This window comes from Ruegeria sp. BF7 (genome assembly GCF_056538605.1).
In genome coordinates this window covers 830,698-855,080 of the sequence record NZ_JBQFTM010000001.1, presented here as the reverse complement: position 1 = coordinate 855,080, position 24,383 = coordinate 830,698, and the positions used below count along the sequence as shown (strand labels likewise).

The window sequence follows — 24,383 nt, the reverse complement described above, 5'->3', positions numbered from 1 at the left end:
GGAGTGAAGATCATTGCCTGCTACAGCAACAAGGGCGGAGTGGGAAAAACCGCGACCTCGGTGAACCTGGCCTATGCCTATGCGCAAGCGGGGTACACCGTGCTGCTATGCGATCTCGATCCTCAGGGGGCATCGGGGTTCTATTTCCGGGTGAAGCCGTCGAAAAAGCTGACGGACGCACGGTTCTTCGAAGATGTTGAACGGTTCACCAAGTCGATTAGGGCCAGTGATTTTGATGGGCTGGACGTATTGCCCGCCAACCTGACGTTTCGCGATTTCGATGTGTTCCTCTCGCGCATGCGGAACAAGCGGTCGCGGCTGAAAAAGGCCTTGGCCACCGCGGGCAGTGATTATGACGTGATCATTCTGGATTGCCCGCCGAACTTCTCGACCCTGTCCGAGAACATCTTCAAGGCCGCCGACCAGATTCTTGTGCCCGTCATCCCGACGACACTATCTGAACGAACGCTCGAGCAATTGGTGAGTTTCTTCAACGATCACAAGTTACCCAAGAAAAAGCTCAAGGCGTTTTTCTCAATGGTGCAGCGGCGCAAAACCCTGCATCTGGAAACAATGGAGAAGATGCGCAAGGCGTACAAAAAGCGGTTCCTGCAATCCGAGATTCCCTTTGCCGCGGATATCGAGCGTATGGGTCAGAACCGCGCCCCGGTCAGCATCTATGCCCGGCGCAGCGCCGCAAGTGCTGCTTATCAAGCGCTGTTTGGTGAACTGGAAAACGGAGTGATTTCAACCAAATGAGTACCGAGATTGAACGCAAGTTTCTGGTCGCGGACCTGCCTGACTTGAGTGGCGCGGAAAAGGCCGTTGTGCGTCAGGGCTATCTGACGGCCCCTGACGACTCCACTGAACTCCGTCTGCGTCAGAAAAACGATAGGTACTTTCTGACGCTGAAAGGCGGTGGCGCTTTGGTGCGGGTCGAGCGTGAGGCTGAAATCTCGGCCGAGCAATTTGATACCTTTTGGCCCGAGACAGACGGGCGCCGGGTGGAAAAGGAGCGCCACACAGGGCAATTGCCAGATGGTCGGGTGTTTGAACTGGACGTGTTTCTGGGTGATCTGGCGCCGTTGCGTTTGGTCGAAGTTGAGTTTCAGACCCAAGCCGAGGCCGAAGCCTATACTCCACCCGAATGGTTCGGCGCCGACGTGACGGCGGATAAACGTTATAAAAACAAGACGATGGCTACTAAAGGGGTTCCTGCCTAACGATTGCGAGCCAGCTTGATCACCACCTCAAGTCCCGGATCGCAATTATGCGCCTCGAATGCGCCTCCATGCATTCGGGATATTGCGGCAACCAGGGCCAGCCCCAACCCGGCATTACGCTCGGTCCGGGCCGGGTCGAGCGTGACAAATGGCATTTGCAGACGTGGCAGGTATTCTTGGGGTACGCCGGGCCCCCGGTCGCGGACGCTGAGGCTGGTATAGGGGCCGTCTTCGGACAGGTTGATCGTGACCGTCGTGTTCTGCGGGGCATAACGCAGCGCGTTTTCCAGCAGGTTCGACAGGGCCTGGGACAAAAGGGGGCGGTGCCCGGGAATGGAACCCGCGCTGCCCGTGACCTCTAGCCGGATACTCTGATCGTCGGCGACAGGGTCGTATAACTCGGCCACATCCGCCACCAATTGCTGCAGGTCCACCGGTTCGAACTGTTCCCGGCCAACACCGGCCTCGGCGCGTGAGATTTCGGTCAATTGCCCTAGCACGTGTAACACATGGTCGATTTCGGTGCTGGCACGCGCAACATCTATCTCACGCTCCTGATCCGTTTTGCCCGGGTCTGACAGCGCCTCAACCCGTTGTTTCAGCCGTGACAGGGGCGAGCGCAGATCATGTGCGATGGAATTCGACGTGGTGCGCAGGTTGCTGACCAGTTCCTCGATCCGGTCCAGCATGGTGTTGAGCGTACCGGCCACCTGATCGAACTCATCACCGGTCCCACGTAGTGGCATTCGGCGGGACAGATCACCCGAGACGATGTTCTCGGCGGTGCTGGCGATATCGGACAAGCGGGAAAAGACCAGGCGGGTGAACAGCCAGCCGGTCAGCACGCTCAGCGCCAGCGCAATCGCCAGTGCAATGCCAACCGACCGCAGCAGTACCCGATCAAATTGCTGCCGGGCCAAAGCGTCGCGCCCGACCAGCAGGCGTTCGCCGCCGGGCAGGCGGATCGAGGCGGCCGAGATGGGCACCAGTTGGTCATTGTCAGCGCGGCGGAGTTCAAGATCGACCCAGCCGCTGCCCGCAGTGATTCCTTCGGGCCATTGTTTGAGGTTGCCCGCCAGTTTGGAACCGAACCGATCAGTCAGCAGATACAAAGCATCCCGTTCCGAGGCGGTAGGAATGCGCCGCTCGATCGCGGTCAGCAGCCCGATCAGACCGCGGCGTTCATATTCGTCCGCCAAACCGGTCAGTTCTGCCGACACGACCGAGCGGGTCTCGACCTCGATACTGCGGTTGGCGGTGACATAGACCAATGCCAGTACAGTGGCCGTCAGCAAGGTACTGAGAACCATGCTGGCGAGGACGAGTCGTGTGCGTGAATTGTTGAAGGAAAGCCTAAGGTTATCCATCAGACATCATGTAACCCGCGCCCCGGACCGTTTCGATCATCGGCGCCTCACCGCCTTCGTCCAGCTGTCGGCGTAGCTTAGAGATATGGACGTCGACCACGTTGGTATTCGGGTCGAAATGGTAATCCCAAACACCTTCCAGCAGCATGGTGCGTGACACAACGCGGTTCTTTCTGCGCAGGAAGAATTCGAGGATCTGAAACTCGCGCGGTGTCAGCGTGATCTCGCGCCCGTTGCGGGTGACCTTGCGGGTTAACAAATCCATCTCGAGGTCGCGGCAGGTTAGGGTGGGGCTTTCCTCAGCTTCTTGCGGGCGGCGCAACAGGGCCTCGATCCGGGCGTGCAACTCTTGAAACGAAAACGGTTTGACCAGATAGTCATCGGCCCCGGCACGCAACCCTTTGACGCGTTCGTCCACCGCGCTCATCGCGGTCAGCATCAGAACTGGTGTATTCACACCCGCCGCGCGCATCGATTTGATCAGGGACAGCCCGTCCAGCCCCGGCAGCATTCGGTCCAGAACCACAGCGTCAAATCCGCCGTCGGTGGCATGGTACAGACCCTCGCGGCCGTCTTCGGCTGCCTCGACAACATAACCTTCCTCGCCAAATCCCTTGGCGATGAACTCCCGGGTGTCTTCGTCATCCTCGACGATCAGCAGGCGGCGGCTCATGATGCGAGTTCCTTTCTTTCGGGAGTTAAGCACAAATCTCGGGCAAAGCACATGGTTTTGCTAAGTAATCTGCCGGGTGCGGAGATGCGCACCCGGCAGTCCCGGCGGTTTGCGGACAATTCAAACCCGCCAGGGAGGCGCCCGCCAGATTTCCCCATCACGTGGCGCGCGCTGGTGTCAGATCAGGCGATTTCCACCGCCACGAAGATCTGGTTTCCGCCGCGATTGATCAGCACAAGCGCGGGATCGGTCTTTTCGCTGTCCAGCGCGGCTTTCAGCGCGTCCGGAGTTGCAGTTTCCTGACCTCCCAGCTTCACGATCACATCGCCGCGCTGCAGACCAGCCTTAGCCGCTGGGCTGTCGGGCTTGAGGTCGGTGACGATCACGCCGTCGACATTTTCGCTCACACCCATCTCGGCACGGTTCGTGTCGGTCAGCGGGGCCACGGTGACGCCCAATGCGGTGCCCGAGACAGATTCGTCCACCGACTTGTCGAACTCGGCCGAGGCGCTTTGATGCTGACCGATGGTCAGCTCGATCTGCTGTTCGGTGCCATCGCGCAGAACGGTCAGAACGCTGTCAGTGCCCACCTTGGTGGTGCCGACAAGGATCGGCAGATCGCTACTGGAACCGACGGCCTCGTCATTGAAGGTCAGGATGACATCCCCCTGTTCCAGCACACCATCCGCCGGGCTGCCATCAACAACGTCTGCGACAAGTGCGCCGTGCGAGGCATCGATGCCCATGGCTGCGGCGATCTCGGGGCTGACATTCTGGATCGATACACCCAGCCAACCGCGGCTGACCTGACCGTCATCGCGCAGGTCGGCGGCGATGTGTTCCACGATGTTCGAAGTCACTGCAAAGCCCAGGCCCACGGACCCACCGGTGGGGGAGTAGATGGCCGAGTTCACGCCAACCACTTCGCCTTCCATATTGAACAGTGGACCGCCCGAGTTGCCCTTGTTGATGGCCGCGTCGGTCTGAATGAATTCCGCGTAAGGCCCAGCCGAGATATTGCGACCTTTGGCCGACACGATCCCGGTCGTGACCGTCGAATGCAACCCGAACGGGTTGCCGATGGCCACAACGTCCTCTCCCACACGGATGACGTCGCTATCGCCCAGTTGCACGGCTTGCAGCGCCCCGTCCGCGTCGATCTTCAGAACGGCGATATCGGTCAGCGGGTCAGTGCCGATGACTTCGGCTTCATAGGAACGGTCATCGGCCATGCGTACCGTTACGGATTCGGCATTGTCGACGACATGGTGATTGGTGACGATGTACCCAGCCTCATCCAGGACAAATCCAGACCCTAGCCCCTGCGCCGGCCCGCGCTGCGGGGCGTTGAAGCCGTCGGGTGCGCCAAAGCGTTTGAAGAATTCCCCAAATGGGTGCTGGTCAAAGTCAAACTCTTGCCCCTGCGCCGGAACGGGCGTTGCGCCTTGTTCCGCGATGATAGTGACAACCGACGGCGAAACGTTTTCGACCAGATCGGCAAGCGCTTCATCGGCCATCGAGGGCAGGGCGGTGGTTGTCAGCAATGCGGCGCTCAGCGCGCTGGCGCCAATCCAACTGGCTGTCCCGGGCAAAAGAAGAGAGGATTTGCGGATGCTCATTTTTTTCTCCTGTTTACATCACGCGGTTGCGACCGCGCGTTGGAACAGGAGATGCGCGCTCAGTCTGTGTGTTTCCTGAGCGAAATGTTAAGAAATCTTAATTTTGCCACAAACGGACGGTTCTATGCCGCCAGATCAAAGGCAGAAATCGGAGGATTTGTGCGAATCAACGAGCACGAATCGGTGGATTGTTGCCGGTTTGGGCGCTTGGGTGCGAAAAGAGTTGAATTGAATCATTTTTGTTAACAAAGCAGCGGCAGATTTTTTTCGATATTTGACCCTCCCCTCTGGGTTGTGGCAAAGTTCAAACTTGAACCGGATTTTCGAAAACAATTTATAGCAAATGCGTATTATTTCCCAATAGGTTTGCACTTAATCAGATATGATGTGACGTCAATCAAATCATATAATCATCTTTAAGTTGATTTTTGTCTGGGAAATGTTGCGCAAAAACCATCCTGAAGGGTGCAAAATTAACTGTTCTCTCCAATTTTACGTTGTTTGATCGCATCGGATCGGTGACGATGAAAGAGCCCAAGCGAGGGGGAGCCAGTGGCACTAGGGGGTGCCTCAGGCTTGTCACAGTCACTGGAAACGCTGAGCGGCATGTTAACGAGGGGGTCTTGTTTAGGTTCGGCGGCGGAATAGCCAGGATGTCATTAGGCATTGTTGGCCGCGTTTCCGGGATTGATGAAAAGTGGTAGTCCTGTTTTGGGTACCGGCCCGGTCGATATCGACCGGGCCGTGTTACTTTCAGGTGCTGCGTTTTGCGCGCCACTCTGCCCAATCTTCTGGAGTGTCCAGATCCAGCAGGGCGTTTTGACCGGGTAGGGTGTGCAGATGCACTTTGTCGGCATTGGCGCGGATGACGGACTGCGCGCCTTCGTCGCCCGTCAGACGGTTGAGATGATCAAACAGGCTGCAATCGAACACGACCGGGTGTCCCGGTTTGCCGCCAGTTGTCGCGCCACGCCAGATCAGTTTATTCGGGTGGGACTGAACCGAACCGAGAACGGCCGCCAGATCCTCGGTTGTGATGTCGGGCAAGTCCGCCAGCAAAACCATCGCAGCGCGCGCATTGGCTGATACATGCGCGAGGGCTCCGCGCAGACTGGCATTCATGCCTTCGCGGGCATCCGCGATACCGATCCTGTGCAGGTCCAGCCCGTCCAGCACGTCATGCCGTGGATGCGGGGCCTGGGGCAGTGCAACGATCACTGGGGCCGCGCGTCGAGCGATCTGTGCCGAGCGACGCAGCAAAGGTTGGCCATCCACGATTTGCAACAGCTTGTCCTTGCCGCCCATGCGGCTGGATTGCCCGGCGGCCAGCAAGAGGATGGGTATATCCGTCATGCCGCCACCATGCCGCCGTATCCGTGCGGTGTCATCCCCGCATACGCGCCCCGTCCGCATCGAACAGAGGTTCAGAGATCACCTTGGCTTTACGCAATTGGCCAAGGATTTCGATTTCAACCTCCAAACCGTCCGTTGCCCGATCTGCAGGCAGGAACCCGAGCGCAATTGACTTTTCGGCATAGTGCGAATACCCGCCCGATGTGCAGAATCCCACGACTTTGCCGTCCAGCCAGATCGGCTCACACGCGTTTACATCGGCGTCGTCCGCTTCGACCACGAAAGCCACCAGTTTGCGTGCTGTTGGTTGGGTCCGTTCCTGTTCGGCAGCGACCCGGCCGATGAAATCGGCGGTTTTAGAAAACGCAATAAACCGATCCAGCCCCGTTTCGGAGGCGAAGTAATCGGGCGAGAATTCCCGCATCCACGAGCCAAAGAATTTGTCCAGACGCAGGCTCATCATCGCGCGCATGCCAAAGGGCACCATGCCGTGCGGCTGTCCGGCTTGCCACAGCGTCCACCAGAGCTGCCTTTGCGCCATAGGATCGCAGTAAATCTCATATCCCAGATCGCCGGTATAGCTGACGCGTTGCACGATGCAGTCGGTCATGCCAACCGTCATACGCCGCACGTCAAGGAACCGCAGGTCCGAGGTATCGTCGCGGGTAGATGCGGCCAGCACGTCAGAAGCCTTTGGTCCGGCGATCTGAAATCCGTTCAGGCGGTCACTGACGTTCTCGATGGTCACACCATCTTGCTGATGTTGCAGGAACCAGCGCATGTGAAAGGCTTGTGCACCGTATGAAGCGGTCAGTCGGAACTCGGTCTCACTCAGGCAGGAGACGGTGAAATCTCCGATCAGCCTCCCCTTGGGGGATAGCATAGGTGTCAGAGACACTCGCCCGGGCTGCGGGATGCGCCCGGCCATGAGCCGATCCAGCCAGGCGCGGGCTGCGGGGCCGGTGATACGGTACTTGCCGAAATTGTGGACCTCGTTGATACCAACGCCGTTGCGGACGCCGCGCACCTCTCGACCCGTTGCGTCAAAAGCGTCCGAACGGCGGAATGAGGGTGTCTCGTATCCGGGTTCGCCGTATTGCGCGAAGTAGTTCGGCACCTCAAGCCCATATTGCTGACCCCAGACCGCGCCCAGATCGCTGAAAATGTCGTACATTGGAGTTGTGCGGTTGGGACGCGCGGCAGGTAGCTCCTCGTTGGGGTAGGCGACGCTGAATCGTTTCTGATAGTTCTCGATCACCTTCGGTCGGGTGTAGCCCGGGCTTATCCAGTCGCCGAACCGGGACACATCCATGGCAAAGACGTCGCGTTCGGGTTCACCCTCGATCATCCATTGCGCCAGTGTCAGGCCAACACCGCCACCCTGACTGAACCCGGCCATCACACCGCAGGCCGACCAATAGTTGCGCATCCCCGGCACCGGCCCGACCAGAGGGTTTCCGTCGGGAGCAAAGGTGAACGGCCCGTGGATCACCGATTTCACGCCAGCCTCGGCCAGAACGGGAAAGCGTTTGTATGCGAATTCGATACTGTCGGTGATCTTGTCGTAGTCGTCGGGCAGCAGTTCATGCCCGAACTCCCACGGGGTTCCGTCCACGGCCCAGGGTTTGCAGGGCTGTTCGTAAAACCCGATGCACAGGCCGCGCCCTTCCTGCCGCAGATAGCTTTCCCCGGCAGGGTCCATCACATGCGGGTGCTCGCCCCCGGCGTCAATGATTGCCTCGATCTGGGGGATCGAGTCCGTGACCAGATATTGATGCTCCATCGGGTGCAGCGGGAAATAGACGCCCGCCATCGCACCCACCTCTCGCGCCCAGAGGCCGCCTGCGTTGACCACATGTTCGGCGTGAACGGTGCCCTTGTCGGTGACCACGTCCCAGGTGCCATCGGGGCGCTGGGTTGTTTCGCGCACCATGCAATGGGTTTGGATGGTCGCGCCGCCCATCCGGGCCGCCTTGGCATAAGCATGGGTGGTGCCCGAGGGATCAAGGTGACCGTCCAGCGGATCGTAAAGCGCGCCGATGATGCCGTCGGTGTTGGTGATCGGGGCGATGTTCTTGATCTCCTCCGGGCCGACGATCTCGGTTTCCAACCCCATGAACCGGTGCTTGGCGCGTTCCGCCAGTAGCATGTCGAACCGGTCCTGATTGTCGGCCAGCGTCACGCCACCGACATGATGCAACCCGCAGGACATGCCAGTGATCTCTTCCAGTTCTTTATACAGGCGGATCGTATAACCCTGCAGCGCGGCCATGTTGGTGTCGCCGTTCAGGGTATGGAACCCACCGGCCGCATGCCACGTTGAACCGCTGGTCAGTTCCGACCGCTCCAGCAGCATGACATCCGACCAGCCCAGCTTGGTCAGGTGATAGAGCACCGAACACCCGACAACGCCGCCCCCGATGACTGCTACCTGAGTTGTGGTCTTCATGTGTCGGCCTCCCGTTCATTTTGGTCAAAGACTGCAAGCGCAAGGCAAGGCTGACTGCTTCGTTCGCGACACTGCCTGTCGCAGACCGAAGGTTACAGGGGGCGAATTTTCAATTCGGTGATCCGATTGCCCTCTCGCGCGGTGACCTCGAAACGGAATCCGTGGAACGAGAACACCTGTCCGGTCACCGGGATCATCTGCGCCTCGTGGATGACCAACCCGGCAATCGTGTTGGCCTCTTCGTCGGGTAACGACCAGTCCATCGCCCGGTTGGCATCGCGGATGGTCATCGCGCCTTCGACCAGATACTGTCCGTCCTCGGTGCGGGTGACGGGGACGTCTTCTTCGATATCGAACTCGTCGGCGATTTCACCAACGATTTCTTCGAGGATGTCCTCCAGTGTGATCAGGCCGCGCAATGAGCCGTATTCGTCCACCACCAGCGCAAAGTGGCTGTGCATGCGAAGAAACTCGCGCATCTGGTCGTCCAGCGTGGTGGTTTCGGGCACAAAGTAAGGGGCATTCGCTACCTTCGAAATGTCGAATGATTTCAGCCGGTCGCTTTCTTCTTCGCTGGCATCCGCATGTGCATACATGGCGCGGAACAGGTCCTTTGCGTGCACCACGCCCACGATGTTTTCCGGCTCATCCCGGAACACGGGCAGGCGAGTGTGTGGGCTTTTCAGACATTGCTGCAGAATGGCCTCGGGCGCGTCGTCGGCATCGATCATCTCGATATTTGAGCGGTGCAGCATGATTTCTTCGACCGTGCGGTCGCCCAGATCAAGCGCGCCCAGAATACGGTCGCGGTCTTCCTTTTCGACCACGCCTTCCGAGTGGCCAAGATGTAGCGCGCCGGCGATTTCCTCGCGCACGGCAAGGATGTTGCTGTCGGGATCGATCTGCACGCCGAACAGGCGCAGAACGCCGCGCACCAACAGACGCACCGCAGCGACCACGGGTGAGAAAACCGTCACCACAACGCTGATGATCGGCGCGACAGCGGCTGCTGCTTTTTCTGCGTTGGTGATGGCGTAGGTCTTGGGCAGAACCTCGGCAAAGATCAGAACCAGAAGGGTCATTACCAGTGTCGCCAACGCCACGCCGCTTTCGCCGAACAAGCGCGTGAATAGCGCAGTCGCCAGCGAAGCCGCGAGGATGTTTACGAGGTTGTTGCCCAGCAAGACCGAGCCGATCAACCGTTCGTTGTCATCGGTGATATCCAGCGCCTTTTGCGCCCCGTGCGAGCCCTTGTCGGCCTGCGCCCGCAACTTGCCGCGCGACGAGGCGGTCAATGCCGTTTCGGAACCCGAGAAAAAGCCTGACAAGACAAGCAAAAGCAGAATGGCGCCAGTGGTAAACCAGAATGCGCCGTCGATCAGAGAAGAAGAGGGTTCCATCGGTCCTTGGTTATTGGTGTTGCTGCATCCGTTATGGGGTCGCGGCCCCTGCGGATCAAGGGGTTAGCCTTTGTCTTCGGGCTCTTTGGCCAGCGGGTGATGCTCCAGCACCAGTTCGGCCAAACGTTCATCCAGAACGTGCGTATAGATTTCGGTGGTCGCCACGTCGGCATGGCCAAGCAGCGTTTGGATTGACCGCAGGTCGGCCCCGTTGGCCAGCAGATGCGTAGCGAAAGCATGGCGCAGCGTATGCGGCGTGACCTTTTCTGGCGAAACCCCGCCCTGAACCGCCAATTCCTTGACTAGCAGAAAGAACATGTGGCGGGTGAGATGCCCGGATTTCCCGCGCGAAGGGAACAGGAACTTGGACCGCTGACCGCCTTCGGCGACCAGTTGATCCTCGGTTTCATCCCGAACCATAAGCCACGAAGCCAGCGCTTCCCGGGCAGGGGGGGAGAGCGGCACCATCCGTTCCTTGCCGCCTTTGCCCAGAACCAGCAGCATCCGTGGATCGCCCCGCGCAGATGAGACAGGCAGCGAGACCAACTCGGTCACCCGCATTCCGGTGGCATAAAGCACCTCCATCAGGCAGGTGTTGCGCACCCGGTCGCCTTTGGTGCGTCCGGTCTGGCGGGCGGCCTGCAACAGCCGGTCGACCTCTGGCACGTCCAGCGTTTTGGGCAGGCGTTTTTGTCGTCCGGGACCTTTGATCTGAATTGCGGGGTTGGTTTCGCGCCAACCTTCCTCGAAAGCGAAACGATAGATTTGCTTGATCGCCGACAGCCGCCGCGCGCGGGTGGATTTTGCCAGCCCCAGCGCATCACAGTCGATCAGATAGGCCTCGATCTGATCACGCTCGGCCTCGGTAAACCCGGTTTTGCGGCGCTCCAGCCAGGTGGCAAAATCCTTAAGATCGCGACCATAGGCGAGCAGGGTATTGTTGGCCGCCCCCATCTCAGCGGCTTGGGCCTGCAGGAAGGTGGAAATCCACAGATCCGAAGTTGCCGGGGCCACCATAGTCACGTGTCCTGCAGGATCAGAAGGTTCAGCGCCGCACGGCGGGCGGTGTCCTCAAGACCCACACGGCGCAGGGTTGCCACCGCGGCGGTCAGATCGACAAGGTTGCCGCGCGCACCGTGGGCGAACAATTCCATCGTTTCCAGAATGGCCTCGCCTAGCTGACCGTTCGCCAGCATCGCATCAATGTCTGACGGAACTGGCGCAGCCCAGGCAAAGCCTTCGGCTACTGCATCGGCCATTGGTGATGGTGACTTAGCCCGCCCCGGATCGCCCTGCGCCAGTGCGGTTAGGAACTGCGTCTTCACCGATTGATCCGGTGGCGACAGCGCGGCGGTTTCATACAGCTCGGACAACAACAAAATCCGCCACCGCAGGTTTTCGGCGGCCGTATCGGGCAGAGTCATCTGCGACAAACGGCCTGCGAACAGTTCGGCAAACGGAACTTCCAGCCCAACGCTGCGCATCTGTTCCCAGACTTTGGGCAGCGCCTTGGCAACCGCGCCCGGTTTGCCAGTTTGCAGCGCGCTCTCAAACTTTTGCACTGCCGCGACCCGATCCCAGACCGCGCCGGACGCGGCAGGGGATCGCTCAGTATATAAGCCGAGCAATTGGTTGGGTGTCAGCGCCCCGATCCGCGTAAGCCGCTCGGCGGCCTCGATCTGTGCCTTCCAACCGGCCACATCGCGTAGATCGGCATTTGCAAAGGCGCGCGGCAGCGGGGTGGAGGGCAAACGCTCACCAATTGCTTCGAACAAGCGAAAACTCAGCGGGTCGGGGTCGTCAGGCTGCGGCAGATACTCGGCGTCTTCGTAGAGTTCGGGGCTGAGGAACCGGTCCAGCACGTCCAGATCTTCGGGCGGCAAAATCTGCAGCGCGTGGGCGGCCTCAAGCGTCAGAGCGGCGGATTCCCAATCGCCCCGGCGAGCCTTGCAGAAGATTTGCGCCGCATAGTCCTGGGACAGATGCGGCTGGGCGATCAGCGCAGTACAGCTTCGATCCTCATCTCCGGTCAGCAGCGTCGCGTCGAACCAGCGTTGAAATCGCTCGCGGCTGTCGGTGGGGCCGGCCAATTGCACCAGCGATTGCACCGGATCGGCCGCACCCAGTTGCATCAGCCGGTCGAGTCGTGCCAGCAGCAAAGGTTCCTTCGCGTTCGGACCCGCAGGTGCGCGGGCCTCGGTCAGCAGCAGGGTAAACAGCAGGCGCTGCATCGCCGGGTTATACTTGACGGGCACACGGGCGATCAGCTGCGCCAGACGGGCGGGATCGCTGTTCTGCCACAGGTCCACGGGCAGCCCGGTCACGGAGGACGACACCAGCCCAAGCGGCGGCGACAGCGCCTCAAGCGGCGTGACCTCGACGTCCGGCTGAACGCCGGTCTCCGTCACAGGCGGTTCCAGCAACACGGTCCCCGGCAGGTTTTCCGGCGGGTCGCTCAGCCAATCAATGACAGAAAGAGGTTCCTGCTGCGCCTGCGCCGATCCGGCCATAAACAACGCAACCAGTGCGGCCTTATTCGACATTCAGGATTACCGGCTCTCGAATCTCGTCTTGCGGTGCCGAAAAGTCGGCGCCGAAGAACGGGCCCAGATAGGCGTATGCCACCAGCCCGATGAAACCCAGGCAAATCAGATATAACAGGAACTTGATCAGACGGCCCATTGCTCAACGCTGCCCCAATTTTCTCTTTTGTCATAGTTATAGCTAGCATTTTTCCTAAGATCACGTCATTCACGGTGAAATGAGCGAAATTAAGCATAACTCTTCGAGCGTGGGCCCGGATACAGGCTTTGAACTGCACAAAACAGTGGTTCTTGTCGGCATGATGGGGGCAGGAAAGACGGCTGTGGGCCGTGCGTTGGCCGCGCGGCTGGGCGTTCCCTTCCTCGACAGTGATGCCGAGATCGAATCGGCGGCCAATATGACCATCCCCGAGATTTTCGCTCGCGACGGAGAGCCGTTTTTTCGCGCCAAAGAAAGCCAGGTTATCGGGCGTCTGCTGGATGAAGAAAAAGGCATTCTGTCCACTGGTGGCGGCGCCTTTCTGACCGAGCAGAACCGTACGATGATCACCGAGCGCGGTGTGTCCGTCTGGTTGCGCGCCGATCTTGAGGTCCTGTGGAACCGGGTCAAGCACAAGGACACGCGCCCCTTGCTGCGCACCGCCGACCCGTATGCGACCTTGCGCGCCTTGTACGAGGACCGTGTACCGGTTTATGGGCAGGCCGACCTGATCGCTGAATCGGACGGCGAAACCTCGATCGAGAATATGGTGAACCGGGTGTTGGATTCGTTGGCAACACGCCCCGATGTTTTGGAACGGAAGTAAATGCACCAAACCGTACATGTAGAGCTGGGCGAACGCTCGTATGACGTGGAAATTGGCCCGGACCTGCTGGCGCAGGCCGGGGCACAGATTGCGCCATTGCTGCCCCGCCCCAAAGTGGCCGTTGTCACCGATGAGAACGTGGGCGCGCTGCATTTGGACGCCCTGCGGGAGGGTTTGGCTGCCACCGGCATCGAAATGACGTCCCTGGCCTTACCTCCGGGAGAGGCAACCAAAAGCTGGCCGCATTTTGAACGTACCGTAGAGTGGTTGCTGGCGGAGAAGGTCGAGCGCCGGGATGTGGTTGTTGCCTTGGGTGGCGGAGTTATCGGCGATTTGGTCGGCTTTGCTGCTGCAGTGCTGCGGCGCGGAGTGCGGTTCGTGCAGATCCCGACCTCGCTGCTGGCACAGGTCGACAGTTCGGTGGGTGGCAAGACCGGGATCAACGCGCCGCAGGGCAAAAACCTGATCGGCGCGTTCCATCAGCCATCGCTGGTGTTGGCCGATACCTCGGTTCTGGGAACAATGACCCAGCGCGATTTCCTGTCGGGTTACGGCGAGGTTGTGAAATACGGTTTGCTGGGCGATGCCGCGTTTTTCGAGTGGCTTGAGGGTAATGGAACGGAGGTTTCGAGCGGTGATATGGCCGCCCGGGTGCGGGCCGTGACGCGCTCGGTTCAGATGAAGGCGGATATTGTCGCGCGTGATGAAACCGAACAAGGCGATCGCGCGCTGCTGAACCTAGGCCATACATTCTGTCATGCGCTTGAGGCCGCGACCGGATATTCCGACCGTCTGCTGCACGGGGAAGGCGTGGCCATCGGCTGCGCGCTGGCGTTCGAGTTGTCATCGCGTCTGGGGCTGTGCTCGCAGGAAGACCCAAGCCGCGTCCGTGCCCATCTGCGGGCAATGGGGATGAAAACCGATCTCGCCGACATTCCGGGCGAGTTGCCAAGTGCCGAGGCGCTGGTTGAGTTGATGGCGCAGGACAAGAAGGTTATCGACGGCCAACTGCGGTTCATCCTGGCGCGCGGAATCGGTGAGGCTTTTGTCACCTCGGACGTCCCGCGTGAGGCAGTGATTTCAGTACTGGAAGACGCCTTGGCGACGGTCTGATCAACGGCCGCGGATCACCATCAGCTCTCCGATGTTTTCGCGGGTGATGTAACCGACCATGTTCCCGGCCTGCGTACAGACCGCGATGGCCGGGGCACCTTTGTGCAGCCCGTCCAGAACCATCTCGAGTCCGCTGATCAGTTGCACCTGTGGGATTTCCGTCACCATGATCGAGGTCGCCGGGTCCGAGCGCGGAGTTTCCCCCGCCAGCGCCGAGAACAAACCGTTGCGCGTAACGAAACCCAGTAAAGCGCCCGCTGAGTCCAGTACCGGAAATTCATGCTGCGTGGTGTGAATGACGGCCTGCGCTGCGGTGGCCAGCGTGTCGGTCGGGGACAGGGCGTGAAACTCGGTGATCATCGCATCCCGGGCTAATACCCGCCGCGCGATCGAGCGCATAGCAACATCGTGGCTTTCGGAATTGGCTGCGATGAAGACAAAAACCGCGATCAGAACCAGTATCGGGTTGCCCACGCTCAGCCCCCAGAAACCGAACGCGACAGCGACGATCTGTCCGGCAAGGGCGGCGACTCTGGTGGCCTTGACCCGGTCCATCCTCAGACACAGCAGGGCACGGAATACGCGCCCCCCATCCATTGGAAAGGCCGGTATCATGTTGAATGCCGCCAGCAGCAGGTTCACATAGGCCAGCCGGTTCAACAACCCGGGGCCGGTCGAGTCAATCTGGGCCATCGTCTCAAGCGGCATCCCGGCCCCTAGCACGACCAGTACCACCCAGATCACGATATTCACGGCAGGTCCCGCAAGGGCGACCCAGACCTCTTGCATTGGCTTCTCCGGCATCCGCTCCAGCCGGGCCAACCCACCGATGGGCAGCAGAGTGATGTCAGGGGTCTTGATCCCATAGCGTCTCGCCATCAGTGCGTGGCCAAACTCATGCGCGACGACGCAGGCAAACAACGCCAGCACAAAGATCAGGTTTTCGATGGCGGCCGGTAGGCCTCCGCTGGAATAGGCGGCGAAACCGACCCAGGCCAGCAGCAGGAAGAAGGTGACATGGACCCTCAGTTCCGACCCCAGTATCCGGCCGAGTGAGAAGGACCATGTCATATTTTGCCTCCGTTTGACTTAGAACGGGATCTCGTCGTCGTCGATACCGCCGGATGCCGGGGCAGGGGCGCTGGATTGACCACCATAGGGGTCGCCATAGCCGCCACCGGCCTGACCACCGCCGTAGCTGCCCGACTGGCCGCTAAAACCGCCGCCGCCACCTTCACCGCGGGCGTCCAGCATCACCAGAGTCGAGCCGAACCCCTGCAAGACCACCTCGGTCGAGTACCGATCCTGACCCGATTGATCCTGCCATTTGCGGGTCTGCAACTGACCTTCAAGGTAAACTTTGGACCCTTTACGCAGGTACTGTTCGGCCACGCGGACAAGGCCTTCGTTGAAGATCGCGACCGAGTGCCATTCGGTGCGCTCGCGGCGTTCACCGGTGTTGCGGTCTTTCCAGGTCTCGGACGTTGCGATGCGCAGGTTACAAACCTTGCCACCGTTCTGGAATGTCCGGACCTCGGGATCGCGGCCAAGATTTCCGACCAGAATGACCTTGTTGACTGAACCCGCCATGTACTTCCCCGTTTTGAATTGACGTTTGCGCGCCCGAATCTGGCGCAGAGTTTCCCAGCGACCCTATACGGCCTGCGTCGTGGTTGAAACACGGTTCATGTAGGTAACACTCAGCAAGAATATACCGGGGCTCGGTTTACCAAGCTTTCATTATTAACTGAAATATCTATACTCCATAGAGTTCCTGAACGAGCGAGATTGGCGTTAATGCGATTTCTGGTTAGTTGTTTTTTGGTTACGTGCTTTGCTCTGGTCTCGGTCCCGGTGACTGCGCAGACGTTGTCGACGAAAAGCCGGAAGGACATTTTCCTAAAACAATCCAAGATTTTAGATTCGCGTGCCGCAACCCAGTATCGCGACTCCGAGCGGTTGAAACCCAAGAGGGCAAAGTCCAGTGCCAGTTTCAACAAACGCTACACGGGTAAGTACCGGGGGCAGTATATGACTCTGGCCCGGCAGGCCGCGCGCAAGCACAATGTCCCGGAAGAGCTGTTCTTGCGTCTGGTGCAGCAGGAAAGCGGGTGGAACCCGCACGCGAAATCCCACAAGGGCGCCTTGGGGCTGGCTCAGTTGATGCCCGGCACTGCGCAGCTTTTGGGGGTGAACCCGCATGACCCGAAGCAGAACCTGGAGGGTGGGGCGCGGTATCTGTCCTGGCAGTACCGTAAGTTCAAATCCTGGCGTCTGGCACTGGCGGCCTATAATGCCGGGCCGCAGGCCGTTGAAAAACACGGCGGCGTTCCCCCGTACAAAGAAACCCAGGACTATGTGAAAGTGATCTGGGGCGGTTAAGCGATCCTTTTTGTCACGTCGCACCGACTTCGCGGCGCTTGCGGAGTTTGGCCGTAATCAGCAGAACTGCCAGCGCGCGAAATCGGGCAGACCGGCCTTGCGCACGTAAAGCAGGGTCAGGGCGCCGCTGCACAGAACATGCGCCGTTGGCAAGCCGTCACAGCCAACCGCGACAACCGGTCGGCACCGGAACCGGGCTGTTGTGGTTTCTTTGCCACCTCAGTCCGCACCCCATTGCCCGGTGAAAAAATCCTGCGCAGGACCTGTCATCCACCCCAGCGAAGTCATCGCACTTAGCCACGCGTTGAGTGAAGATTTATCGATCCTGTAGCGCCCGGCGCTGATGTGGCCAAAGCCGTTCATCATCGATAACGAACTTTTTCTGAGGTTGAGCCCCAGCACCCCGACCGAGATCTGCATTCTGGAAGACGGCAAGATCAGAACCGACATCAACGCGATCACATACACTGGGATGGATGCATGGATCAGCGGCGCAAATCACTGACCGCTGCCCAACCGTGCTGCAAAGCTGCGGTTGAGCGTGACCGTCAGAAAGACAGCCAAGGAGCTGTAATCACTGATACTCCAGGGCAGGCGACCCAACTCCTGCACGATTTAGAATGGAAAGAACGGGGCCGTCGTGCTGGTGCAGAACGCGCCGGGCATGTGCGGGCCCAATACAGCTCGCGCGCGACCGTTGGTGACGACCGGCATAAAGTGCTCACTATAAAACTGTGACCATCTATTGCATACCGGCAGAGATCCGAGCGCTATTTGCGCTACGAATAAGAAAGCTACGTATTAGAAAGATGACAAGGGCGTCGGTGCATTTCCGGCGCCCCTGAACTGCGGTTGACTGGCTTATTCGGCCGCGATCTTGATCACCGGTTCCATGCGGGCCAGAATTTCTTCGGACAGATGGCATTTGACCTGATGCCCGTCGGCCAGATTTTTTACCGGAGGCACGTCGCGCTCACACAACCCGCCCGCCACTTCCGACTTCCACCGGCACCGGGTTTGGAAAGGGCAGCCCGGAGGCGGGTTCATCGCCGACGGGATATCCCCTTCCAGAACGATATGCTGCTTTTCGATTGACGTGTCCGCTATGGGAACAGCGCTCAGCAACGCTTCGGTATAGGGGTGATAGGGCGGCGCAAAGACCTGATCGGTGGTCCCTAACTCGACCACATGGCCCAGATACATCACCATCACCCGGTCGCTTAGATAGCGCACGATAGAAAGGTCGTGGCTGATGAACAGCAGCGTGGTTTTGTGCTCGCGCTGTATTTCCATAAGCAGATCTGTCACAGCGGCCTGCACCGACACATCGAGGGCCGACACCGGTTCGTCTGCGACCACAATCCTGGCGTCCCCTGCAAAGGCGCGGGCGATCCCGACACGCTGCTTTTGCCCGCCCGACAATTGTCTGGGCATGCGCTCGGCAAAGGCACGGGGCAGTTTCACCAAGTCCAGCAATTCCAGCATTCGCTTCTTGCGCTCGGCCTCGGATTTGCCCACGCCAAAGATTTCCAGCGCGCGTATGATCTGACGGCCGACGGTCATTGATGGATTCAACGTGTCAAACGGATTCTGGAAGACCATCTGAACTTCGCCAACTGTTTTGGCGTCGCGTTCCTCGATCGGGACATCTTCGATGTTGCGGTTGTCCAGCAGGATTTGGCCGTCTGTTGCCGTTTCCAAACCCATCAAGACCTTGGCAAAGGTGGATTTACCGCATCCGGATTCGCCCACAATGGCAAGCGTTTCGGATTCGTGGGCCTCAAAACTGAGCGTCTCGTTGGCTTTAACGACCTTCTTCTCACCACCGCCGAATAGGGCGTTGGCGGCGACCTCATAGTATTTCTTAAGGTTGTCCATCTTTAGGACAACGCGGCCAATTTCACCTTTATCCTTCTGTTCGCCCAAAGTGATCGGCGCGTTCCAGTCGATCTCCTGGAACTTCAAGCAGCGCGTGTGGTGGCGATCATTGCCGGGCACTGGCTCCATCAGAATGCTCTGCGCGTCGCAGCGGCCTTCCTCGAAATAGTCGCAGCGCGGGCCAAAATTACATCCCGGCGGGCGTTCGTGAGGCAGTGGAAAGTTCCCGGGGATTGCCACCAGAGGCCGCGCGTTCTTGTCTGCCCCCGGCAACGGGATCGAGCGGAACAGCGCCTGCGTATAGGGGTGCTGCATCTCGTCGAATACGTCGTGGATCGAGCCGCGCTCGACCGCCTCACCTGAATACATCACACAAAGTCGGTCGCAGGTTTCCAGAACCAGTCCGAGATTGTGTGAAATGAACAGCATCGAGGTGCCGTACTTCTTACCCAGATCCTTGACCAACTCGACCACGGCAGCCTCGACGGTCACGTCAAGGGCTGTGGTTGGTTCGTCCAGGATCAACAGCGCCGGTTTCGACATCAGAGCCATGGCGATGACGATCCGTTGTTGCTGACCACCCGACAACTGGTGCGGGAAAGAGTTTAACATCCGCTCGGGGTCGGGCAGGCGCACGTCAGTTACGACTTCGAGGGCGCGGTTGTAGGCTTCTTCAGTGCTCACGCCCTCGTGGATCATGGGCACTTCCATCAGTTGCTTGCCGATTTTCATCGCCGGGTTCAGCGAGGCCATCGGTTCCTGGTAGATCATCGCGATTTCATTGCCGCGAATGTCGCGCAGTTCCTCGGTTGTCATCTTGGACAGATCGCGCCCCTTGAACTTGATCGAGCCACCAACGATCCGTCCGTTCTTGCCAAGGTCCTGCATGACGCCCAACGCAACGGTGGACTTGCCGCAACCGGATTCTCCAACCAATCCCACGGCTTCGCCGGGTTGCACACTGACCGAGAAATCCATCACCGCAGGGATTTCCCGCAGGCGGGTAAAGAAGGAAATCGACAGCTTGTCGATCTCAAGAATTGGCCCGTCATATTCCGCCAGTTTGTTCATCTGTGTTTCTCCTCGCGAGAGTCAGGGACGTCCCATCATCTGGCTAAAAATCTCGGGGAACCGGGGGGCTGCCCCCCCGGCCTCGATCACATCAGTCCTTAAGACTTTCCTCGCGCAAACCGTCGGCCAGCAGGTTCAGACCAAGAACCAGTGACAACAAGGCAAGCGCAGGCGGAAGGGCGGGGTGCAGGTAGATTGACAAGAGTTTACGCCCCTCGTTGATCGTCGAGCCCCAGTCCGGGCTTTCCGGGGGCAGGCCCAGCCCGAAGAAGCCCAATGTCCCCAGGAGAATGGTGGTGTAGCCAATCCTCAGGCAAAAATCGACGATTAGCGGACCACGTGCATTGGGCAGGATTTCCCACAGCATGATGTACCATGGACCTTCACCACGCGTTTGGGCCGCCGCCACGTAGTCCCGCGTTTTGATGTCCAAGGCCAATCCCCGAACGATACGGAACACGGTGGGCGAGTTCACGAAGACAACCGAAACGAACACAACGAGGATGCCGCCGGGAATATCGAACAGGTCCAGATACGTTGGCAGTCCCCAGATGCGATAGCTGTCGGTATTGATGATGTAGCCACCGGTCGTGATCAACGACAGGTACAGCCAAAGCGCGATGCCCAACACTCCGATCAGCAACGGGGTGCGGAAGTTCGGCCTTGTATAGAACCGTGAGTTCAGCAGAACGCCTAGGAACAGGATTGGGAATACGAACAGGACTGCCGCCATATAGTTCGGCACTCCGGTTGCCACGATCTCCGGGGTGACCAGCAGGTAGAACAACAGGATCACCGGGAAGGCGAGGATCAGATTGGCAAGGAATGAAAGGAGCGTGTCCAGACGGCCGCCATAGAACCCGGCGGGCAGGCCCAGAGTGATCCCGACCATGAAGGCAAACATGGTCGCCAAGGGTGCGATCTGCACCACGATCCATGCGCCTTTGACCATGCGGCTGAATACATCGCGTGCTAAATTGTCGCCGCCCAGCAGGTACCAGGCGTACGCACCCTCCTCTGTGGACGGCAAGGGTGTTCCGGGGACTTTGTTCTTCATGCCCGATACTTGGTCCAGAGGATTGTGGGTGATGATCAGGTCCATGGCGCCGAAGATGCCTGTAAAGACCCAGAACATCACAAGGCCGAAGCCGATCATGCCAATGGGGCTGTCAAAAAGTTTGCCGTAGAGACCCAGCTTGCGCTTAAAGGCAATCGACATGGCGAACAGGATGATGAGCGACAGCCAGACAGGCAGGAACTGCTGCGAGATCGCGCCGATGATGCCCGCGCTGGTGCCCATTAAGATACCCAGCACGATATAGGCCAACGCCAACGCTACACAGGCTGCAAAGCTGTATTGCAGTGCTTTTTGGGTCAGGCCGCGCAGGCCCGAGCCAGAACTGATCGTTCCGTCGACATTCACGCTGACCGGCGTTTCCGGCAGCACGATGCTGCCTACAATCCAGACGACGATCGACACCAGAAGTGCCACCAACGCGATCATCAGCAACGGGTTCAGGAGGGCGATAGAGCCGGTCCAGGTAAGTGGTTCCATGTTCTATCCTTCCTTACGAAATGCGAATGCGCGGGTTGAGGTAGACATAGCCGATATCCGATATCAGCTGCGTCACCAGCACCACAAAGACCGACACGACCGAAATCGCCAGCAGCAGCTGAATGTCGTTGTTGCCTGCCGCCTGAACCAGTGCCCAGCCGAAGCCCTTGTAGTTGAACAGGGTCTCAACGATCACGACACCGTTCAGCAGCCACGGGAATTGCAGCATGATGACGGTAAACGGCGCGATCAGCGCATTGCGCAGCGCGTGTTTCATGACGATGTTCGAGAATGACACACCTTTGAGGCGTGCAGTCCGTATGTACTGTGCCGTCATCACCTCGGTCATCGACGCGCGGGTCATCCGGGCGATGTAGCCCATCCCGTATAGCGCAATCGTTAGAACCGGTAAGAAGAAGTTCTCAAAGGTCGGGTTCTCCATCGCCTGCGTTGCGGTGCCCTTGAACCATTTCAGGCCCACAGCGGACGAGGTGAAAATGGCGATGAAAATCACACCCGACACGTATTCCGGTGTCGCCGTGGTGGTGATCGCAAAGGTCGAAAGGGTCCGGTCGGTGGCGGATCCTTCTTTCATACCAGCAAGAACGCCAAGGATCAGCGCTGAAGGGACCATCAGCAACATCACCCAGAACATCAACCTGCCAGTCAGGCCAAGACGGGTTCCGACAACGGTAGAAACTTCCTCTTTGAAGACAGTGGAATAGCCCCAGTACCCTTGCAGAATGCCGCAGAATTTCGGGGCATCTTCTGCAGATTCACCCGGTAAGATACATCTGCCCTGAACAGAGCCGTCCTCATTTGTATGCCGATAGGAGGGCAGAACGCCCAGCCATTCGCCGTATTTGACCGGCATCGGCTGAAGATATCCGTTTTTTTCCAGAAAGCTGGCAACCTGTTCATCCGACATCCGGAAATTGCCCTGCGTTTTCGCGAGCTTTTCGAGGTTGGGATAAAGGTTGGTTAGGAAAAAGACCAAGAATGTCAGGCACAATGCTGTAATGAGCATGATGCCTACACGCTTTAGAATGAAAAGTCCCATGTTGGCCCCTGTTGGTAGGCTAGCGCGAAGGTCATCTGGTTCCACGCATTGCTGTTTTTTTGTGTCGCCGCGTTTAGGACGAAAAGGCCGCGCCTTCGAGGCGCGGCCTGATAAGTTTGGGCTTAGCTCAACAAGCCAAATTTATAGAGCTGGGGCAGGTCTGCGATGTGCTTTTCGACACCGACCATGTTGTCGCGGTGATGGCGCATCGCGGTCCGCCAATAGGGCTGGATGACCACACCTTCGTCGATCATGATCGCCTGCAGCTTGCCCATTACTTCGCGGCGTCGGTCCACATCGGAAATGGAGTTTGCTTCGGCCAGCAATGTATCGAACTCTTCGTTCGAGAAACCGGACTCGTTCCATGCAACGCCTGACTTATAGGCCAGCGCAAGGATTTGCGTGCCAAGCGGGCGGTGGTTCCAGTTTGTCGAAGAGTACGGGTATTTTGTCCAGTCATTCCAGAAGGTCGACCCCGGCAGAACCGTGTGTTTGGCCTTGATGCCCGCGTCATTGAGCTGGGCAACAACTGCCGCAGTAGTGTTCCGGCGCCAATCGTCATCGATGGACTGAACTTCGTGCTCGAAATCACCCATACCGGCTTCGTCCATCAACGCTTTGGCTGCGGCTGGGTCATATGGAATACGAGGCACTTCCGAGTTGTATTCAGGATGCATCGGACCAACGTGGCTGTTTTCGGCAACAATACCGTAGCCGGACATGCCAAGCTCCAGACAGACCGCGTTGTCGACAGCCATCGCAAGAGCCTGACGTACGCGTTTGTCGCCGTAGATTTTGTTACCGTCTGCATCTTCGGCCAGCTGGTTGGGACGGATGACGATGGTGAAGCCCGACGGGATTTCCGAGCGAACAAGGCCGATGCCGTCAAAGATATCGACGAATTCACCGACCGACTCCCAATTCATGTCGATTTCTTCGGCCTCATAGGCAGCAAGGAAAGCGGCAGGGTCGGTGCCGTAATCGATGAACTCAATCCTGTCGATATAGCCGCCTTTACCGGCTTCATATCCCCACCAGTCAAAGTCTTCATTGCGAACCAGAACACCTTTCACGCCAACTTCGTGGCTTTCAGGCAGCATGAAGCCGGTGCCGATCGGGTTGTCCAACATTGTGTTGGGATCATGGCTGCTGTGCACGATGGCGCCGGGATAGTCGGCCATGCCGGGGATGATTGTGATGTCCGGGGCGTTACACTTCAGCTTGACCGTGTGGCTGTCGACAACAGTAATAGCACCGTCTGCGGCTTGCTGGGTGCTCTCGTCGATCAGAGACGCCATCCGTGAAGCCATCGAGTTGCCCTCGACCGAGGAATCGCACCATCCGGTGATATTACGCGCAACATCTTCGGCGGTGAAATCGTCACCATTGTTCCATTTCACGCCCTGACGAACGTTTAGGGTGTATTCGGTGGCGTCGTCATTGGCTTCCCAGCTTTCCAGAAGCATAGGCTTGAACGAGCCGTCGTTGTTATACTCAACCAGGTACTCGAGCCATCCCGCGGTGAAGGTAGCGATTTGTGTCCAGTCATAAGTCCGCGGATCTTTCAGCGCGCGAACTTCCATCTGATAGCGAATGGTACCGCCTCGTTGCGGCTCCTGCGCCGCAGCAGGTGATTGCAGGCCGATCATACCGTAGGCCGCTGGCACGGCAACACCCAGCGCGGTGGCGCGCGCCAGAAATTCTCGCCGGTTCAGTTTGCCGTCACGATACTCCTGAGCGTGCATTTCTGCGGCCCAGTGAATCGGGGCTCCGGTGATGGTTTGGTTTTTCATCAATGTCTCTCCCTGATGACATATTTTGTTTTGTATGAAGATTGGAACCGCTCGTACCGGTCAGCTTCCGGCAGCAGGTTCACGGTTTTTTTGAGTTC

Annotated in this window: 21 protein-coding genes; 5 read left to right on the top strand and 16 right to left on the bottom strand. The window is 58.7% G+C overall.

The annotated features are described in order from the left end of the window. The first annotated feature begins 3 nt into the window (after positions 1–3). A complete protein-coding gene (locus ACR0IK_RS04305) occupies positions 4–759 on the top strand; it encodes a ParA family protein (RefSeq protein ID WP_480640572.1) in 756 nt (251 codons plus the stop codon). Further along, positions 756–1,223, top strand: a complete 468-nt coding sequence (locus tag ACR0IK_RS04300) for a CYTH domain-containing protein (RefSeq protein ID WP_480589793.1) — start codon at positions 756–758, stop codon at positions 1,221–1,223. Before ACR0IK_RS04305 ends, ACR0IK_RS04300 begins: the two co-directional genes overlap by 4 nt. Here ACR0IK_RS04300 and ACR0IK_RS04295 read toward each other — a convergent pair. The 9 genes from ACR0IK_RS04295 to ACR0IK_RS04255 form a co-directional block, all read right to left on the bottom strand. After that, positions 1,220–2,590, bottom strand: a complete 1,371-nt coding sequence (locus tag ACR0IK_RS04295; RefSeq protein WP_480640571.1) for an ATP-binding protein — start codon at positions 2,588–2,590, stop codon at positions 1,220–1,222. The two genes, ACR0IK_RS04300 and ACR0IK_RS04295, sit on opposite strands and share 4 nt — an antisense overlap. Beyond that, positions 2,583–3,263 carry a response regulator transcription factor gene (locus tag ACR0IK_RS04290; protein WP_480589799.1) on the bottom strand — a complete coding sequence of 227 codons (681 nt, stop codon included), beginning with the start codon at positions 3,261–3,263 and terminating at the stop codon, positions 2,583–2,585. Before ACR0IK_RS04290 ends, ACR0IK_RS04295 begins: the two co-directional genes overlap by 8 nt. Before the next feature lie 182 nt (positions 3,264–3,445). Continuing rightward, complete coding sequence (locus ACR0IK_RS04285) at positions 3,446–4,882, bottom strand: Do family serine endopeptidase (protein ID WP_480640570.1); 1,437 nt, start codon at positions 4,880–4,882, stop codon at positions 3,446–3,448. 753 nt (positions 4,883–5,635) lie between these two features. Beyond that, positions 5,636–6,235: a nucleotidyltransferase family protein gene (locus tag ACR0IK_RS04280; protein ID WP_480640569.1), complete on the bottom strand. Its 600-nt coding sequence runs from the start codon at positions 6,233–6,235 to the stop codon at positions 5,636–5,638. A 31-nt stretch (positions 6,236–6,266) separates the two neighbouring features. Continuing rightward, positions 6,267–8,684, bottom strand: a complete 2,418-nt coding sequence (locus ACR0IK_RS04275; RefSeq protein WP_480640568.1) for a GcvT family protein — start codon at positions 8,682–8,684, stop codon at positions 6,267–6,269. A gap of 92 nt (positions 8,685–8,776) precedes the next feature. Next, positions 8,777–10,084 carry an HlyC/CorC family transporter gene (locus tag ACR0IK_RS04270; protein WP_480589807.1) on the bottom strand — a complete coding sequence of 436 codons (1,308 nt, stop codon included), beginning with the start codon at positions 10,082–10,084 and terminating at the stop codon, positions 8,777–8,779. A gap of 63 nt (positions 10,085–10,147) precedes the next feature. Beyond that, a complete protein-coding gene (locus tag ACR0IK_RS04265) occupies positions 10,148–11,101 on the bottom strand; it encodes a site-specific tyrosine recombinase XerD (protein ID WP_480640567.1) in 954 nt (317 codons plus the stop codon). Positions 11,102–11,103: 2 nt separating this feature from the next. Further along, positions 11,104–12,627, bottom strand: a complete 1,524-nt coding sequence (locus tag ACR0IK_RS04260; RefSeq protein ID WP_480640566.1) for a hypothetical protein — start codon at positions 12,625–12,627, stop codon at positions 11,104–11,106. Continuing rightward, positions 12,617–12,766 (bottom strand): hypothetical protein, encoded by a 150-nt coding sequence (locus tag ACR0IK_RS04255; RefSeq protein ID WP_170348465.1) that lies wholly within the window; start codon positions 12,764–12,766, stop codon positions 12,617–12,619. Before ACR0IK_RS04255 ends, ACR0IK_RS04260 begins: the two co-directional genes overlap by 11 nt. A gap of 79 nt (positions 12,767–12,845) precedes the next feature. On the opposite strand from ACR0IK_RS04255, the gene ACR0IK_RS04250 reads away from it, so the two are divergent. After that, positions 12,846–13,433 carry a shikimate kinase gene (locus tag ACR0IK_RS04250; RefSeq protein ID WP_480640565.1) on the top strand — a complete coding sequence of 196 codons (588 nt, stop codon included), beginning with the start codon at positions 12,846–12,848 and terminating at the stop codon, positions 13,431–13,433. Beyond that, positions 13,434–14,546 (top strand): 3-dehydroquinate synthase, encoded by a 1,113-nt coding sequence (gene aroB / locus ACR0IK_RS04245; RefSeq protein WP_480640564.1) that lies wholly within the window; start codon positions 13,434–13,436, stop codon positions 14,544–14,546. Here aroB and ACR0IK_RS04240 read toward each other — a convergent pair whose 3' ends face one another. Together ACR0IK_RS04240 and ssb are read right to left on the bottom strand one after the other, a co-directional pair. After that, complete coding sequence (locus ACR0IK_RS04240; protein WP_480640563.1) at positions 14,547–15,617, bottom strand: site-2 protease family protein; 1,071 nt, start codon at positions 15,615–15,617, stop codon at positions 14,547–14,549. It abuts the gene before it with no gap. An 18-nt stretch (positions 15,618–15,635) separates the two neighbouring features. After that, positions 15,636–16,136, bottom strand: a complete 501-nt coding sequence (gene ssb, locus ACR0IK_RS04235; protein WP_480589822.1) for a single-stranded DNA-binding protein — start codon at positions 16,134–16,136, stop codon at positions 15,636–15,638. A 207-nt stretch (positions 16,137–16,343) separates the two neighbouring features. Between ssb and ACR0IK_RS04230 the strand changes: the two genes are divergently transcribed. Beyond that, a complete protein-coding gene (locus tag ACR0IK_RS04230; RefSeq protein WP_480640562.1) occupies positions 16,344–16,928 on the top strand; it encodes a lytic transglycosylase domain-containing protein in 585 nt (194 codons plus the stop codon). Positions 16,929–17,147: 219 nt separating this feature from the next. Here ACR0IK_RS04230 and ACR0IK_RS04225 read toward each other — a convergent pair whose 3' ends face one another. From ACR0IK_RS04225 to ACR0IK_RS04205, 5 genes are all read right to left on the bottom strand, one after another. Further along, positions 17,148–17,378, bottom strand: coding sequence for a hypothetical protein (locus tag ACR0IK_RS04225; protein WP_480640561.1), 231 nt, complete (start codon positions 17,376–17,378; stop codon positions 17,148–17,150). 411 nt (positions 17,379–17,789) lie between these two features. Further along, positions 17,790–19,877 (bottom strand): dipeptide ABC transporter ATP-binding protein, encoded by a 2,088-nt coding sequence (locus ACR0IK_RS04220; protein WP_480640560.1) that lies wholly within the window; start codon positions 19,875–19,877, stop codon positions 17,790–17,792. A gap of 91 nt (positions 19,878–19,968) precedes the next feature. Then, on the bottom strand, positions 19,969–21,432 hold the full coding sequence (locus tag ACR0IK_RS04215) for an ABC transporter permease (protein ID WP_480589836.1): 1,464 nt from the start codon (positions 21,430–21,432) through the stop codon (positions 19,969–19,971). Between the two features lie 13 nt (positions 21,433–21,445). Continuing rightward, positions 21,446–22,492, bottom strand: coding sequence for an ABC transporter permease (locus tag ACR0IK_RS04210; protein ID WP_480640559.1), 1,047 nt, complete (start codon positions 22,490–22,492; stop codon positions 21,446–21,448). 122 nt (positions 22,493–22,614) lie between these two features. Beyond that, positions 22,615–24,285, bottom strand: coding sequence for an ABC transporter substrate-binding protein (locus ACR0IK_RS04205; RefSeq protein ID WP_480589841.1), 1,671 nt, complete (start codon positions 24,283–24,285; stop codon positions 22,615–22,617). Positions 24,286–24,383 lie beyond the last annotated feature (98 nt).